The following is a 16004-nucleotide window of genomic DNA, read 5'->3' as shown; positions in this document are numbered from 1 at the left end:
AGGTGCAGGGGTGCTTTAGCTACCCGTTGATATGCTTTTACCCTGTAATGACTCTCAAAGTATTGGATGTGACACGCTCGCGCGCCAATGCGACATAATATTTCATTTTTTAGTTTTTGCACGCGGCTTCCGCGTGATGATGCGGGTTCAGATGCTGAATCTATGACTTTTAGACAGTGTATAGTTCTTCCAGAGCCTGGACTGTGGTCTGCGTCGCTTCTTTTGGGGGTATACTGTGTTTCAATTACAAAATATGTGGGGGCTCTCACAAAGGTGATGGGCGGGAGCTTCGGCGCTCCCGCAAAAAACGGCGCACAACACGGTGCGCTTATCGAATAGCACCTGAGCCCTCCGGCACGAGGAGAACACATGACTCATCTACGTATTAACCGCCGTACCCTGCTGACCGGCACCGTTGCCCTGGGTACCGTCGGCCTGCTCGCTGCATGCGGTGGTGGCTCTGACAAGAAGATCAGCGGTAAGGCTGCTTCAAGCACCGAGGAAATCGTCAAGAACCTCGAAATCAACAAGCAGGACCGCTCCTCCCTCAAGCAGGGTGGCGATTTCCGCGGTAGCGTCTCCGCAATCGGCCCGAACTTCAACATTCTGACTCAGAGCGGCTACACCACCGAGAACCTCACCGCATTCGGTGGCGCCTGCAACATTCCCTCCGCTATCGGCTTCACCTCCCTGAGCCCTGCTGGCGAATACAGCCTCAACGACGACTATGTCAGCGACTACAAGGCAGAGACCGTTGGTGGCGTGCAGACCATCACTTTCAAGCTCAACTCTAAGGCTGTCTTCAACGACGGCACCCCCGTTGACATTGAGGCAATCCGCGCCGCGTGGACCGTCTACCGCAACCCCGATGACGGCTACAACGTCATCGCAGCTCCCTTCTGGCAGCAGGTGGCGTCCATCGACCCCGTGGATGGCGACAAGACCCGCGTCAAGATCGTTATGTCCAAGCCCCTGTACCCCGCTGAGACCCTCGGCCTGCTCGGTCTGCACCCCGCACTGACCGACAAGGAGCTCTTCAACAACGGCTTCGTGAACAAGCCCATGGATCAGTACTGGTCCGGCCCCTTCAAGATTGGCGAGTGGAACTCTTCGGCTAAGACCCTCACCCTCGTGCCCAACGACAAGTGGTGGGGCGAGAAGCCTCTGCTGGACCGCATTATCTGGCGCGAAATGGGCGACGAAGCAGAGCGCGCAGCGTTCAAGAATGGCGAGCTGGACAGTATCGGCTTTGCTGGCCTGGCAACCTACAACGCTGTCAAGGGTCAGCCCGGTGTTCAGATTCGCTCCGGTCAGAGTGTCGGTGTCGTCAACCTGCAGTTCAATCCGACCCGCGTGACCGACACCGCCCTGCGCCGTGCAGTCTTCGCCGCGGTTGACCGCTCCCAGCTGGCTAAGGTCAAGTTCAGCCAGATCAACTGGGAAGAGCCTCTGACCGGCTCCCTGATTGCTATGCCTTTCCAGAAGGGCTACCAGGACGCTATGCCCACCAACCCCGGTGCCGAGGCTGCGGCAAAGATCCTGGAGGCAGCAGGCTACTCCAAGTCCGGCGACTACTACGCCAAGGACGGCAAGACTGCAGGCTTCTCCATCACCTACTTCGGTTCGGATGCAACCTCCCTGGCTCAGTTCCAGAACCTTGAGCAGCAGCTCAAGGCGGCAGGTATTAAGCTCGAGCAGGATAACCAGCCGCAGTCCCAGTTCAACTCCGTGATGGGCTCCAAGCAGTACGACTGCGCCTTCTCCGGTTGGGGTATTGGTGCTGACCCCGCAGACAGCGTTCAGTACTTCTACACCAGCGAAATCAACGAGGGTGTGGGTGATCCCGAGCTGGATAAGTTCATTGCGTCCATTTACGAGAAGGAATCCCATGATGAGCAGCTGAAGATGGCTGCTGAGGCTGAGAAGCAGCACATGGAGAAGGTTGCTATTTACTTCCCCTACGGCAACGGTCCCAGCTACGCAGCTGTGAAGGAGAAGCTGGCTAACTACGGTCCTTCCCTCTTCGCAACCAGCTACGCCGACCCCAAGCGCTGGGTCAATGTGGGTTGGCAGAACTAAAGCCACAGGTTAATTTTCTGGATTTCTATCCGGGGGTTTCTGAATTTTCGGAGGCGCCGGCATAAGACTCCGGAAGGGTAAAGTCCCGCGGTATTCCGCCTCAGAGGTGGGGTACTGCGGGGCTTTTCTGTGTTTTTGAAGGGTGGTTTTGTGGTGGGGTGGTTTCGGGGATTGACTGAAATATTTCCCTGGAATGGTGAACTGGGTCATATTGTGTGGGAAATGTGTGTATACTGTTGCCAATGCAAAATGTGTGTGCTGTCACAAAGGTGTGCGGGTTGTGTTCCCCCGCGTACAGCAAAGCAGCATCCCACCTAACTGAGGAAAACTAATGACCACTTTCACTCTCAACCGTCGTACCCTGCTCACCGGCACCGTTGCCCTGGGTACCGTCGGCCTGCTCGCAGCCTGCGGCGGCAACTCCGCCAAGAACGAAAGCAACGCTCTCTCCGCTGGCGACGACCTTTCCAAGGCAGTCTCCTACAACGAGAAGGACCGCTCCGCCCTCAAGGATGGCGGCGAGCTGCGACTGAGCGCAGACGGCATTGGCCCGAACTTTAACATCCTCAACACCAACGGCTACACCGCAGGTAACCTAAATATTCAGGCGGCAATTAACTCCTCATTCACTGGCGGCTACTACTCCGACTTCCGCGGTGAAGGCCACATGAACGAGGACTACGTCACCGAATACAAGGCTCAGACCGTTGACGGCGTGCAGACCGTCACCTTCAAGATCAACCCCAAGGCAGTCTTCAACGACGGCACCCCCATCGACGTGAACGCCGTCAAGAGCTACCAGACCATCTACACCGCCGCGGCATCCGGTTCGGACTACCAGATCACCCCCTCGCCCATCTGGGAACAGGTCGCAAGCGTCGAGGCTGTGGACGGCGATACCCGCCACGTGAAGGTCACCATGTCCAAGCCCTGGTACCCCATCGAAGGCAGCTTCACCTCGTTCCTGCACCCGGCATTCGCCGACCCCAAGTTCTTCAACGACGGCCTGAACGACAAGCCCCTCGACCAGTACTGGGCAGGTCCCTTCAAGGTCGGCGAGTGGAACTCCTCCTCCAAGGTGCTCACCGTCGTCCGCAACGAGAAGTGGTGGGGCACCAAGCCTCTGCTTGAGCGTATTATCTGGCGTGAAATGAGCTCCCAGGCAGAGCAGGCAGCATTCAAGAACAACGAAATCGACTACGCTGACGCAAGCACCCTCAGCTCCTACAATGAGCTCTCCAGCGTGGCAAACACCGATATCCGCAAGGGTAGCGCACTGGCCGTGGGCAACTACGAAATCAACCCCGAAAAGATGCCCCTGCCCGTACGCCGCGCATTCGTTGCAGCTCTGAACCGTGACCAGCTGCTGAAGCTGCGCTACGAGAAGCTTGGCTGGAAGGAAAACCTGCCCGGCTCCATGTGCATGCTGCCCATGCAGGAAGGCTACCAGGACAACTACCCGACCAAGCTCGGCAAGGACGTAGCTACCAAGATCCTCGAGGATGCAGGCTACACCAAGAATGGCGACTACTACGAGAAGGACGGGGTTAAGGCTTCCTACTCGGTGACCACCTTCGGTACCGACCCGGTCGTCAGCTCCACCGCACAGTTCCTCACCCAGCAGATGAAGGAAATCGGTATTGAGCTGAGCATCGACAACCACGGTGCATCCGAAATGGCAAGCATCATCTCTGCGAAGAACTTCACCATCAAGAGCGGCGGCTACGGCATCACCACCTCCCCGGTGGACGCAGCGAACTACTTCTACATCTCCGCGACCAACAACGGTCACGGTAAGGACCTGGACTCGCTGGCAGCAACCATGATGTCCACCGAGGACCCGAAGGAACAGCTCAAGATCATGAACGAGCTGGAGAAGCGCCACATGGACGAGGTCGCAATCTACGTCCCGACCCACAACGGCCCAAACTTCAAGGCATGCCGTAAGGGCCTGGCGAACTACGGTCCCATGCTCTTCGGTCTGCCCTACTACAACCCGAACGTATGGATCAACGTCGGTTGGGAAAAGTAAAAATCTTAAGCGCTGAGCACAGCTCACACACCCCATAAGGGCAAAAGCGCTACCGCGGCGTGTTACAAAAGGATTAAAACCTTCTGTAGCGCGCCGCTTTTCCATGCCCTAGAGAGTAGCAAGGATATACTTAAAAGCAAATGTGGGCATTCTGCCCACCCCGGCAGAGACTGTCCTCCCGCCGGGTTGGAGTGCTGGCTACGCACCGTTCGCGTACCGACTCCACAACACTGCGAATACTCTAGGAGAAATTCCATGAAGAGCATGTCTGTCTCTCGCCGTACCCTCCTGACCGGCACCGTTGCCCTCGGCACCGTCGGTCTGCTGGCTGCCTGCGGCGGCTCGAAGGAAAAGGTTGGCGGTAGCGCCGCTAGCAACGCTGAAGATATTCTGAAGAACCTTCAGGTCAACAAGCAGGACCGTTCCTCCCTCAAGCAGGGCGGAACCCTGACCCTCGCAGCTACTGCGCTGGGCCCCAACTTCAACCTGCAGACCCAGAGCGGCTATACTTCCAGCAACCTGGATGCGCTGGCACCCTGCAACATCCCCGCTGTTATGGGCTTCTACACTATGAGCCCTGACGGTGAAGGCACCCTCAACCCCGAGTTCTGCCTCGAGCACAAGACCGAAACCGTCAACGGTGTGCAGACCGCGACCTTCAAGATCAACCCCAAGGCTGCCTTCAACGACGGCACCCCCATGGACGTGAAGGCTGTGCAGGCTTGCTGGAAGGTCTACCGCGCAACCACCGACAACCCCTACCACATCACCGACAACACCATGTGGCAGCAGGTTGAAAGCATCGAGGCTGTGGACGGCGACAACTTCCACGTTAAGGTCACCATGAAGACCCCGTACTACCCCTCCGAGGGTCTGTGCGCCTTCGCAATCCACCCCGCACTGGAAGATGTCAACCTCTTCAACGAAGGCTTCGTTGACAAGCCCCTCGACCAGTACTGGGCAGGTCCCTTCAAGATTGGCGAGTGGAACTCCTCCCAGAAGGTTCTCACCCTGGTCAAGAACGACAAGTGGTGGGGCGAGAAGCCGGTCCTGGACCGCATCATCTGGCGTCAGATGGACTCCGAAGCAATCCGTGCAAGCTTCAAGAACGGCGAACTGGACGCGTTCACCTTCATCGGCGCAACCAGCTACAACGCTGTGAAGGGCCAGGCTGGCACCGAGATTCGCCAGAGCCAGAACACCAACGTCAACGTCATTCAGCTGAACCCCAAGCGCATCGAGGATCTGGCACTGCGCCGCGCAATCCTTGCTTCTGTGGACCGCGAGCAGATCGCTAAGGCATACTTCTCGCAGCTCGGCTGGACCGAGCCGCTGCCCGGCTCCATCATCGCAATGCCGTTCCAGAAGGGTTACCAGAACAACTACGCTGGTGACACCGGTGCACAGGCAGCTGGCAAGATTCTGGAGGCCGCAGGCTACTCCAAGTCCGGCGACTACTACGCTAAGAACGGCAAGGTTGCTGGCTTCGCTCTGACCTCTTTCGGTTCCGAGGCGGTCTACCAGGCTGTCTACCAGATTCTGGAGCAGCAGCTGAAGTCCGCAGGTATCCGCCTGAGCGCTGACAACCAGCCGCAGTCGAACTCCAACTCCGTGCTCGGCCAGAAGAGCTACGAAGCAATCTTCACCGGTTGGGGCGTTCTGCCCGACCTGGCTTCCTCGGCACCCTACTTCTTCACCACCGAGGTGTTCGGAGTCGGTGACCCCGAAGTTGATAAGCTCATCGAGAAGCTGCAGAACACCGAGAAGGAAGACGAGCGCATCAAGATCGCTAACGAGGCGGAGAAGCTCTACTACGAGAAGGTCGCAGTGTACCTGCCCTACGCAAACGGCCCGATGTACGCCGCTGTCAAGGCTAAGGTCGCGAACTACGGTCCGTCCCTGTTCAAGCAGAGCTACACCAGCGCTGACTACTGGGTCAACGTTGGCTGGCAGGAGTAGAACAGACGGGAGTAATACCCTTTTCGGTAATGCTCTAGTCGTCCTGTAGGACTCGAAATCCCGGGTACTCTCACGAGAGAGTGCCCGGGATTTTCTGTCCCGCTTGTTCTGTGTCCTTTAGCTGGATACATTAGCGGGATATGTAATTACAAAAACTAGGGGAACATCGCCCTAACCGGTTGCTACCACTCGCCCAGGTACAGGGCGCGCTCTTGCAGGTACCTCAACATCTTCGGGTTCTGCCGCAGATAGAAGATGCGGTAAATGCCGCCTCCAGCGACGATGAAAGCCAGCGGGAAACCCAAAATTACGAGCACACGGCTCATATTAGCGGACAGATCAAAAGGATCACCGCTGGTTGCCACCAGCACAATCCAGAGAGAATAGCCCACGCATGCCAGCAGGGTGCCCCACATGCCGCGTACCAGCCAACTCACCAGCGCCACCGCAATAACCCACGCCAGCGCCAAGGTGAATTGGTGCCGCTCCGCCTGAGCCCATGGGAGCGCCCCCACGTAAATAATTGCGGGGATGCCCAGGTACCCGGGGATATTCAGCGAGGCAAGAATGTTCACACAAAAATAGCCCAAGAAAATAGCGCTCAACGAGGAGGACAGGAACAGGTGCAGGGGAATCATGCCGTCGCCGCTATAGGCTGCGGTCGGGCCCGCGTACACGGTTTCAAACATGAGGGTCAGCGGAGTCATCATGTACTCGATCCAGACGACCAGGGCGAAAGCACCGAAAATGCCCAGAGCCTGCATCAGCGCAATCAGCCGTGAACGCGCATCGTGAGGAATGGTGAAGCTCTGACCCTTCGCCTTGACGCCGCAGAGATGAACGACAGCCACCATTGCCGCGATGCACAGCACCCAGCGCACGAGGACCCCCGGCAGCTCAGGAAGACCTCCATAAGCCCCCGTAGCGGGGTCACCCCAGGCTCCGGGGAGTAGCGTAATAGCATGAGTACCCTCGGGGAGGCTGGTGGAGGAAGCAAGCCGGTGCGGCTCGTAGATAACCCACCACAGAAGGCAGGCTGGAATCAGCGCGGAGAGTCTACGCAGCAGAACCGGGAACGGCGCGGACTCGTAAACGAGCGCCTCAAGATTGAGCCGGCGCATCAGCCGCCGAACAGGAGAAAGAGCGCGTAGCTCTTTTTGCTGCTCTTCCCACACCCCGGTATCCCATGTCCTAGTATCAGAAGACATCATCGTACTCCCTATCACTTGAGAACTTCCTTGTTGAGCTTATTCTTACATTAGCAGAAATACCCCCGGCTAGTGCATACGCCCCAGCAAACCCGGCCCAAAGAATCAGCACATCAGGAAGCAGAGCATATGAAAAGGGGTGATATAAGGAAAGGGGCCCCACCGTAATGGTGGGGCCCCTTAGAGCCTATATAGCGAACTACTTAGTGGTCACCTTCAGGACAGTGCTCAGGTTCTGGTGAGCAACGCCCGGCAGACCCTTAACCTCAGCGAACTTGCGGGTGTTGGTCACAATCACCGGGGTAATCAGCGGGTAACCCGCCTCCTTGATAACCTCAGGGTCGAACTCAATCAGAGCGTCGCCAGCAGCAACAACATCGCCCTTAGCAACCTTCACGCTGAAGCCCTTACCGTCCAGGTTCACGGTATCCAGACCAACGTGAATTAGCAGCTCAATGCCGTTCTCCAGCTTCAGACCCACAGCGTGGCCCGAGGGGTAGGTTGCAGCAACCTTACCGGCAGCGGGAGCAACCACGGTGGTACCGGTCGGCTCAATCGCCACCCCCTCGCCCAGCTTGCCAGCAGCGAAGATCGGGTCCGGAACATCAGACAGAGCAACAGCAGTACCCTCAATGGGGGCGTGCAGCTCAATGACCTCACCGGCGGAAGCAGCGGGTGCAGCAACGGCGGTCGTAGTAGCGGTAGCAGCCGGAGCAGCCTTAGCGGCAACAGCCTCAGCCTTAGCGGCAACAGCCTCAGCCTTAGGAGCGGCCTCAGCATCCTCAGCCTTACGCTCCGCAGCGTGCCTTACAGCGTCAGCCTTCGACTCGTAACCGAACAGCAGAACACCGGTCATAGCGCCGAAGAACGCAATAGCCAGACCAATCGCGTACAGATGAGAAGGCTGCATCGCCGGAATCGACAGCAGCGAAGTGAACGCAAACGCGTAAGATTTAACACCCAGGAAGGAAATGGTAGCGCCACCAATAACAGCGGGAACCAGAATAATCGGAATCACGCGCTTGTAACGGAGCACAACACCGTACAGGGACGGCTCAGAAATACCACCGAGCAGACCGGACATCGACGCACCAACAGCGGTCTGGCGCAGCTCGCGGTCGTGCTTAGCCTTAATAGCCACACCGGTGACCAGGCCGAACACAGCGAAGTTGTAAGCACCCATCGGGGACTGAATGAAGTCAGTACCCATGGTCTGCAGGTTGTTAATCATGACAGCGTTCAGCGGCCAGTGCAGACCCAGCGGAACCATGAACAGGTACAGGCCAGCAATCAGAGCACCAACCAGAGCCGGAGCCTGGTCGTTAACCATCTTCAGGAAGTCAGAGATGCCCATAGCCACACCGATACCGATGGGGCCAACCAGGAACGCGGTCACCGGAACCAGAATGATGACCGAAATCATCGGCACGAACACCATCTGCAGCATCGAAGGAATAACCTTCTTCAGGAAGCGCTCAAGCGGAGCCAGCAGAGCAACAGCCAGCAGCGGGGGGAAGACCTGGCCGGTGTAGCTGAATGCGTACAGCGGCAGATCCAGACCGAAGAACGGAACGTTCAGAACCTTGGTGGCGGGGTCAGCAAGAGCAGTCAGATCGGTGAAGGTGCCGGTCATCAGTGCAGCGGGGATAGCCGCACCAACCCACATGTTCGCGCCCAGACGCTTAGCAGCGGTAGCACCCAGCATGATGGGCATGAAGTTCAGAACAGACAGCGAAGCAGCCTTCAGGATGTACCAGAAAGCAAACTGCTGCATCCACTGGGTGTTCAGAGCCTTAGCTTCCTCCGGGTCAGCCACACGAGCACCGTTAATGATGTCGATGTTCACGCTCTGACCGGTCAAGTCAGTGTACTGGCCGAAGAAGCCCAGCTGCTGCATGAACACGATTAGGGTCAGGATCATCGAGGTACCCAGAAGTGCCCACAGCAGCGGACGGAAAGAGTCAGACAGAACGTCGAAGACGCTGTTGATCCAGTTGGTCTTCTTGCCCTCAGCCTCAACCTTGGTATCACCCTCAGAGTGACCAGCCATAGCCGGCAGAGCGTTGATCTCGTTGTACACGGCCTCAACGCGCTCGCCCAGAACAACCTGAGTCTGGCCGGACTGCTCAATCACAGAGAGAACACCGGGCAGGCCCTCAATCTTCTTGTTCTGCACTGCATCGTTGGATACAGGAGTGACACGAAGGCGGGTTGCACAGTGAGTAATGTGCGCGATGTTCTCGGGGCCACCCAGGCCGTCAAGAATCTTCTCGCCAAGTTCGCGGTTATTCACGATACTTCCTTAGATATGCGGTCAATGTCTATACTGTTGCTGCCGGAGGCTGTGCCTACCTGACGTTGCGGTAGCCGAAAAGCCCCGGAAAACACGTTCAGAAAACACAAAAGACCCGAGTCTCTCAATCACCGGAAGCACTACACTCGTGCTCACTATAGAGCTTCGGTACAGCAAATAGAGGGGATTCTCGGCAAGTATATACTGCCGTCCCATACGGTGTTGAGTAACTCAGGTCTTGCCTGCCAAACCAGTAACAACCCTGAAGAAGGTTTCCCTTCTCAAATAGTTCCCTGTAACTCTAAGGGTTTTCCCAGGTTAAGAGCAAGGTGGGAGCAGGGCGGTATCAGAAGCTGTTAAAAGTTCCACTCAAGTGATCGCTGAGACACACTCTCGGCATCGTTTGTGGGGAGCCTCCGGCAGGGCTCCAGCGTGCCCCGGTAAATCCCCACACACACCGGACGGGGTGCTTTCGATAACGCGAAAGGGCCCCGCATCCACAGGATACGGAGCCCACACGCTACCGAAGTAACTACCTTCCGACTAACTACTTCTTAGCCGGGAAGAAATTCAGCGGAGCAACCTCCAACTCAGGGTAATTACGCTTCTGCCAGCGGCGGTTACGGTGCGCATTCACCTCAATCAGCACGGCACCCAGAGCGCCTGCGCCCAGAGCGGTCCACAGCAGGTGGGGAAGCACAGCAACGAACTGGTGGTACTCCACCAGAATCGGCACGAACAGCGCTGCAAAGAATACTGCCAGCAACGCACCAAACAGCAGAACACGAGCACGGTTGAACGGACGAGCCACCGCAGCCAAGTTCCACAGACCCATCATCACCAGGGTAATGAACGAAGCTGTCTGAATCTGACGGATATCCTCAACACCCATACCACGAGCCGTGAATGTCACCGCCAACAGCATCGCAACCACAATAATCGAGTTCGGAACCGTGTAATTCAGCACGCGGCGCAAGAAGCCCGGCACATAACGGCGTGAATTCGGCAACAGGGTCAATGCGAAGGACGATGCACCCACAATCAAGAAGTCCGCAGTTGAGTACTGACGCGGCAAGAACGGGAAGGTCAAACCAAAGAGGCTGAACATAACACCCAGAAGAATCGCGAAACCAGTCTTCGTCAAGAACAGGTTCGCCACCATCTCAATATTCGTAATGACCTGACGTCCCTGCTCCAACGCAGCCGGCAGAGACGAGAACTTACCATCCAACAGAACCAGGCGAGAAACAGCCTTCGTCGCCGGAGCAGCGTTACCCATCGCAATACCCAAGCTTGCATGCTTGAGTGCCAAAGCGTCATTAATGCCGTCACCGGTCATCGCCACCACATGGCCACGCTCCTTCAGAGCAATCACCATGTTCTTCTTCTGCTCGGGCGACACACGACCGAAAATATTGTGAGTAGCCGCAGCCTCAGCGAGCTCCGGACCGTCCTCAGGCAGAGTCGAAGCATCAACCGCGCCCGCAGAAGTATCCATACCCGCAGTCTTCGCAGCTGCAGCCACAGTGAACGGATTATCACCCGAGAAGACCTTCAAAGTCACGCCCTGACGGTGGAAATACTCCACAATCTGAGGTGCATCCGCACGCACATTCTCACGGAAAATGACGAACAGAACCGGGGCAGCATCCGACGGGATTTTCTGGATCGGCTCATCCTTCTCATTGCGAACCACCGCGGAAGCATGTGCCAAAACCATAGTGCGCAGACCCAGTGCCGCCAGCTCAGCGGCGCGCTCACGTTCAGCGCTACCCTTGGCGAGAAGCGCCTCCGGAGCACCCAGAAGCCACGCACCCGAATCCTTAAACTCAATCGCACTAAAACGTAGAGCTGAGGAGAACGGTACAATACCACTCACCGACGCAGAGGAGCCATCCGGGAAACCACCGGTCAGAGCCGCAGCGGTCGGGTTCGCGTTCTCATCGTGACCAAACCACGACAACGCCTCATTCCAGCCAGCAGGTAGAGAAGCACGCCAGGAAGTGTGCTCCGCCGAGTTAACGGTAGGGCCCTCAGCCTCAGCAACGGTGTCCAGTGGGCGTACCGAATCAAAAATCACGCCACCCTCAGTCAGGGTGCCGGTCTTATCGAAGCAGACCACATCCACACGAGCCAGAACCTCAACCGCAGGCTGTTCCTGCACCAGGATGTTGTGCTTACGACCCAGCGCCACAGCCGCCGCCGCAAACGCCAGAGTAGTCATCAGCGCCAGACCCTGCGGAATCATCGAAGCAACCGAGGACACCACAGCAATAGAAACCTGCTCCCACAGGTGGTTCTGCTGCACGGTCTCCAGGCCACCAGCCGCCTGAATCTGACCCCACGACACCACAGGAATAATGACCGCAAGGCCCACCGTAATCCAGCGGACCACACGGTTCAGCGCATCACGCAGCTCGGACTGAATACGTGAGAACTGGCGCGCCTCATCAGAAATCTTGCTTGCACGAGAATTAGCACCCACGTGAGAGAGCAGGACGCGGCCAGTACCACCCAGCACACTCGACGCCGACAGCACCATATCGCCGGGGCGCTTAGCAATCGGGTCGTTCTCACCGGTCAGCAGGGACTCGTCCAGCTCCAAAGAATCGGAGGTGAGCACAATAGCATCCGCGGGAACCTGATCGCCGCGCTTGAGGATGACAACGTCACCCTCAACCAGCTGCTCCATCGGAACCTCAACGCTCTTACCGTCACGCACAGCAGTAGCGGGGGAGCGATCCAGCAGGGAGATGCGGTCCAGCTCAAGCTTCGCCTTGTACTCCTGCACAAAACCGATCACCACGTTAGCGATAACAGCCGCTAGGAAGAGCAAATCAGCCCAACGCTGGTATGCAATCACCACAGCGCCACAGGCACCCAACACAAAGTTGAAGACCGTGAACAAGTGCGCACGCATAATGCTCCACAGCGTGCGAGAAGACTTAGTGTTCTGGGTATTGACCCTACCCTCAGCAGTCAGGCGAGCAACATCATTGCTACTCAAACCGTGCTGGGCAATATCGAAAGATCCGCTATGCGGTGTTTCAGAATATTCGGGAATGTAGCCGGCAACAGCAGGCGCTGCCGTTTTCTGCTGAGGATCCATGCAGGGGTCTCTTTCTCGAATGGATGGAATGCTGAACTGAATAGAGTTCAGTATTGCGGACACTACCTTTCAGTGTATCTGTGCAGAAGGGGATAAAGATAATCTCCGCCCTGTTAATGAGCTTGATATTTACAGCCATTCCGGGACGGAGATTTAATATATGCGAATACTGGCATATTTTGAGGTAGAAAGTGTTTGTGGGACGGTTCGCTAACGCCCCATAGAATCAGCACACCAGCAGAATCAGCGCTCCGGTAGAATCAACAAACGATTCGTCACCGGATGCCTCAACACCTCAATCGGATGCTGATATACCTCAGACAACAACTCCGCCGAACATACCTGCTCAGGGGCGCCCGAAGCAACCACCTCACCACCACGCAACAACACCATACGGTCAGAATACGCAGCCGCCACGTCCAGGTCATGAAGCACTGTCAGCACCGCAGCGCCCTCAGCAGCTAACTCGCGGCTCACTCGCAATGTCTGTTCCTGATGCGTAATGTCCAGCGCCGCAGTCGGCTCATCCAAAAGAATCAGCGGAGTCTGCTGAGCAAACACACGCGCCAAATGCGCACGACCACTCTCACCACCGGACAGAGTCGTAATATCGCGATCCGACAAATGAGTCACCGACGTACGCTCCATCATCGAAGCAACCACGGCGTCATCCTCTTCAGCGCGCTCCGTACCCTTCCACGGGGTACGGCCCATCTGAACCACCTCATGCACCGTGTACGAAAACGCCACATTCAACTTCTGCAGCAGCATCGCACGCTGACGCGCCATCTGACGGGCATGAATCGAACCCAAAGGGGCGCCATCCAGCAGAATCTCACCGCTACTGGGCGCAATATCACCAGCAATCACACCCAGCAGAGTCGACTTACCGGCACCATTAGGACCAATCAGCGAAATAACCTCGCCCGCAGAAACCGACAGGGACACATCATTCAAAATCTGACGCCCACCAGCGCTAAAACACACACCGGACAGGCTCAACAACTCACTCACGAAGCACCTCCGCTTTGGCCCAGGGAACGACGCAACAACACGAAGAACGTTGGGCCGCCCACCAAAGCCGTAAAAATACCAATCGGCAAATCAGCAAAAGGTACCAGCGTACGCGCACCCAAATCAGACAGCGCAATCAACAGGGCACCACCCAACGCCGAAGCCGGCAACAACACACGATTCGACGGACCCAAAATCATGCGCAACAGGTGAGGAATAATCAGACCAATAAACGCAATAATGCCCGCATACGCCACCGCGGCACCCGTCAACAAAGCCGTCGCCGCAATAGACACCGCACGTAGACGCTCCACGTTCACGCCCGAATGCTGCGCCGCACGCTCACCCAATGCCAAAACATCCAGCGAAGAAGCCATCACAAAACACGCCACCAAGCCAATCAGAATAACCGGCCACACGCTCGCCACAGCCTTCCACGTGGAGCCGTTCAGCGAACCCATCTGCCAGAACACAATCTGATCGCGGCTCGTCGTATCAGCAATAAACATGAGGAACGCAATAATCGCATTCGCCACCGCAGTCACCGCAATACCCGTCAAAATCATCGACAGAACCTTCGCACGGCCCGAAGAACGCGACAGGAAATACACCAGTGCAGTAGCCGCCAACGCACCCACAAACGCGAATGCAGGAGTCGTAAAAATACCGAAGAACTGCAGGTTCAACACAATCGACAAACACGCGCCAACCGCCGCGCCCGAGGAAACACCAATCACGCCCGGCTCAGCCAACGGGTTACCAAACACCGACTGCATCACCGCGCCGGAAGTACCCAAAGCGGCACCCACCAGCACGCCTAACAGCACACGTGGGAAACGGATATTCCACAGAGTGCTATCCGCCAGCTGCATCGCCGGGTTCTCCGGTGCAAGACCCAGACGGCGGCCAACAGAAGCAACCACCTGATCAATCGGGATATTGTACTGGCCCAAACCCGCAGACAACACCATCACAGCGCACAGCGCCACCGCCAAAAACGTAAACGTCAGACCGGCACGACGCCGACGCGAAGCACGATAATCCCGCGTACCCGCCGCACTCTTCATAGCAGCCACTACTGGGCTCCTGCAGGAGTGGAGTACGCAGCCTTAGCCAGCGAGAGTAACACCGCTGGAGTATTCGGGCCATAGGACAGAATTTGGCCGTCACCCATATCGATAATGCGCTTATTCTTACCGGCATTCGTCTCACCCACACCCGGGCGAGCCAAGAAACCATCCAAACCACCGGTGGACTTAATGCCGCCGCTCATTGTCAGAATCACGTCCGGGTTCAGCTTCACCAGCGCCTCACTGGTTGCCGGAATAATATTCGTCGCGTTCTGCTCAGATGCCACATCCTTGCCGCCAATAGCCTGAATCAAATCATCAGCGCCCGAACCCTTGCCGAGCACAAAGAACACACCAGCGGTACCGCGCACGTAGAGGAACGCGAACGACACCTGTTGCTCCCCCTTCGGGGCAACGTCCTTGAGCACCTGCAGGGCGTAATCCAGGTCCTTCTGCACGCGGGTAGCAACCTGCTCGCCCGCTTCTGGAACACCCAGCGCCTGCGCAACAGCCTTGAGCTGCGGAATGATCTTATCCATACGACGCTCATGGTCGAAGACCACGACAGTCACACCCGCCGCGCGCAGCTGATCTACAACCTCAATCGGGCCGTTACTCTTATCCCACAGCACCAGGTCCGGGGAGGTCGCCAGAATCGCCTCAGCGTTCAGGTCGTGACCGTTCTGAGTCACCAGCGGCAGATGAGCCAGCGACTGCTCAGTCGAGGAGGTGACACGACCGACCAGACGACCGCCCAGACCCAGCGCAATCATCTGCTGAGCCAGAGTGCCGTACAGGTCCAGCGCCAGCACACGGTCAGCGGACTTAACGGTCACCTCAGTGCCGTTGAAATCCTTGAACGTTACCGGGAAAGCCGGAGTGGAGGTATCGACCATCGGCTGAATTTCGGGGGTGTCCGCGGCGCTATTGGGGCCGCGCAGAGCCTTCTGATCAGGGGCAATAGAAGAACGCAACTGATCCGCCAGGTTCTCCAAAACGGTGCGGGTGCTCTGCTCATCCACCACAGCCTGCGAAGCACTTGAAGAAGCAGCCGGGTTCTGAGTACCCACACCGCAAGAGCTCAGCAGAAACGCGGAAGTGATAGAGAACGCCGCATACTTCATTGCATCGCGGCGGTTCAGGGCAGAAGAGGAAAGGGAAGAAAACATCGTCGTCTCTCAGAAAAAGGGGAGCTAGAAAACTGGGGTGGGCGCCGGGGCAAAACCTGGCACCTGAAGCG

General features: G+C 57.1%; 9 protein-coding genes. 3 read left to right on the top strand and 6 right to left on the bottom strand.

The features are described 5' to 3' along the window. Positions 1-369: 369 nt before the first annotated feature. The 3 genes from QFX05_RS04895 to QFX05_RS04885 all read left to right on the top strand — a co-directional run bounded on the left by QFX05_RS04895 (position 370) and on the right by QFX05_RS04885 (position 6070). A complete protein-coding gene (locus QFX05_RS04895) occupies positions 370-2079 on the top strand; it encodes an ABC transporter family substrate-binding protein (protein WP_279741436.1) in 1710 nt (569 codons plus the stop codon). A 331-nt stretch (positions 2080-2410) separates the two neighbouring features. Beyond that, positions 2411-4111 carry an ABC transporter family substrate-binding protein gene (locus QFX05_RS04890; protein ID WP_279741434.1) on the top strand — a complete coding sequence of 567 codons (1701 nt, stop codon included), beginning with the start codon at positions 2411-2413 and terminating at the stop codon, positions 4109-4111. A gap of 255 nt (positions 4112-4366) precedes the next feature. Further along, positions 4367-6070 carry an ABC transporter family substrate-binding protein gene (locus QFX05_RS04885; RefSeq protein ID WP_279741432.1) on the top strand — a complete coding sequence of 568 codons (1704 nt, stop codon included), beginning with the start codon at positions 4367-4369 and terminating at the stop codon, positions 6068-6070. A gap of 182 nt (positions 6071-6252) precedes the next feature. Here the strand turns inward: QFX05_RS04885 and QFX05_RS04880 are convergent, their stop codons facing one another. From QFX05_RS04880 to QFX05_RS04855, 6 genes are all read right to left on the bottom strand, one after another. Further along, positions 6253-7281 (bottom strand): dihydrodipicolinate synthase, encoded by a 1029-nt coding sequence (locus QFX05_RS04880; protein ID WP_279741430.1) that lies wholly within the window; start codon positions 7279-7281, stop codon positions 6253-6255. 196 nt (positions 7282-7477) lie between these two features. Beyond that, the gene (locus QFX05_RS08370; RefSeq protein WP_279741428.1) at positions 7478-9571 is read right to left on the bottom strand and encodes a glucose PTS transporter subunit IIA; all 2094 of its coding nucleotides are present in this window, start codon (positions 9569-9571) and stop codon (positions 7478-7480) included. Between the two features lie 547 nt (positions 9572-10118). Then, a complete protein-coding gene (locus QFX05_RS04870) occupies positions 10119-12680 on the bottom strand; it encodes an HAD-IC family P-type ATPase (RefSeq protein WP_279741406.1) in 2562 nt (853 codons plus the stop codon). 243 nt (positions 12681-12923) lie between these two features. Beyond that, the gene (locus QFX05_RS04865) at positions 12924-13694 is read right to left on the bottom strand and encodes a heme ABC transporter ATP-binding protein (protein WP_279741404.1); all 771 of its coding nucleotides are present in this window, start codon (positions 13692-13694) and stop codon (positions 12924-12926) included. After that, the gene (locus QFX05_RS04860) at positions 13691-14770 is read right to left on the bottom strand and encodes a FecCD family ABC transporter permease (RefSeq protein WP_314079102.1); all 1080 of its coding nucleotides are present in this window, start codon (positions 14768-14770) and stop codon (positions 13691-13693) included. The genes QFX05_RS04865 and QFX05_RS04860 overlap by 4 nt, the downstream gene beginning before the upstream one ends. Continuing rightward, positions 14770-15933, bottom strand: a complete 1164-nt coding sequence (locus tag QFX05_RS04855) for a heme/hemin ABC transporter substrate-binding protein (protein ID WP_279741402.1) — start codon at positions 15931-15933, stop codon at positions 14770-14772. The genes QFX05_RS04860 and QFX05_RS04855 overlap by 1 nt, the downstream gene beginning before the upstream one ends. Positions 15934-16004 lie beyond the last annotated feature (71 nt).

Origin of the sequence: Rothia similimucilaginosa (assembly GCF_029850875.1) — a bacterium.
GTDB lineage: Bacteria > Actinomycetota > Actinomycetes > Actinomycetales > Micrococcaceae > Rothia.
Note: the sequence above shows the minus strand (reverse complement) of the source record. Positions and strands in the feature narration are given on the sequence as shown.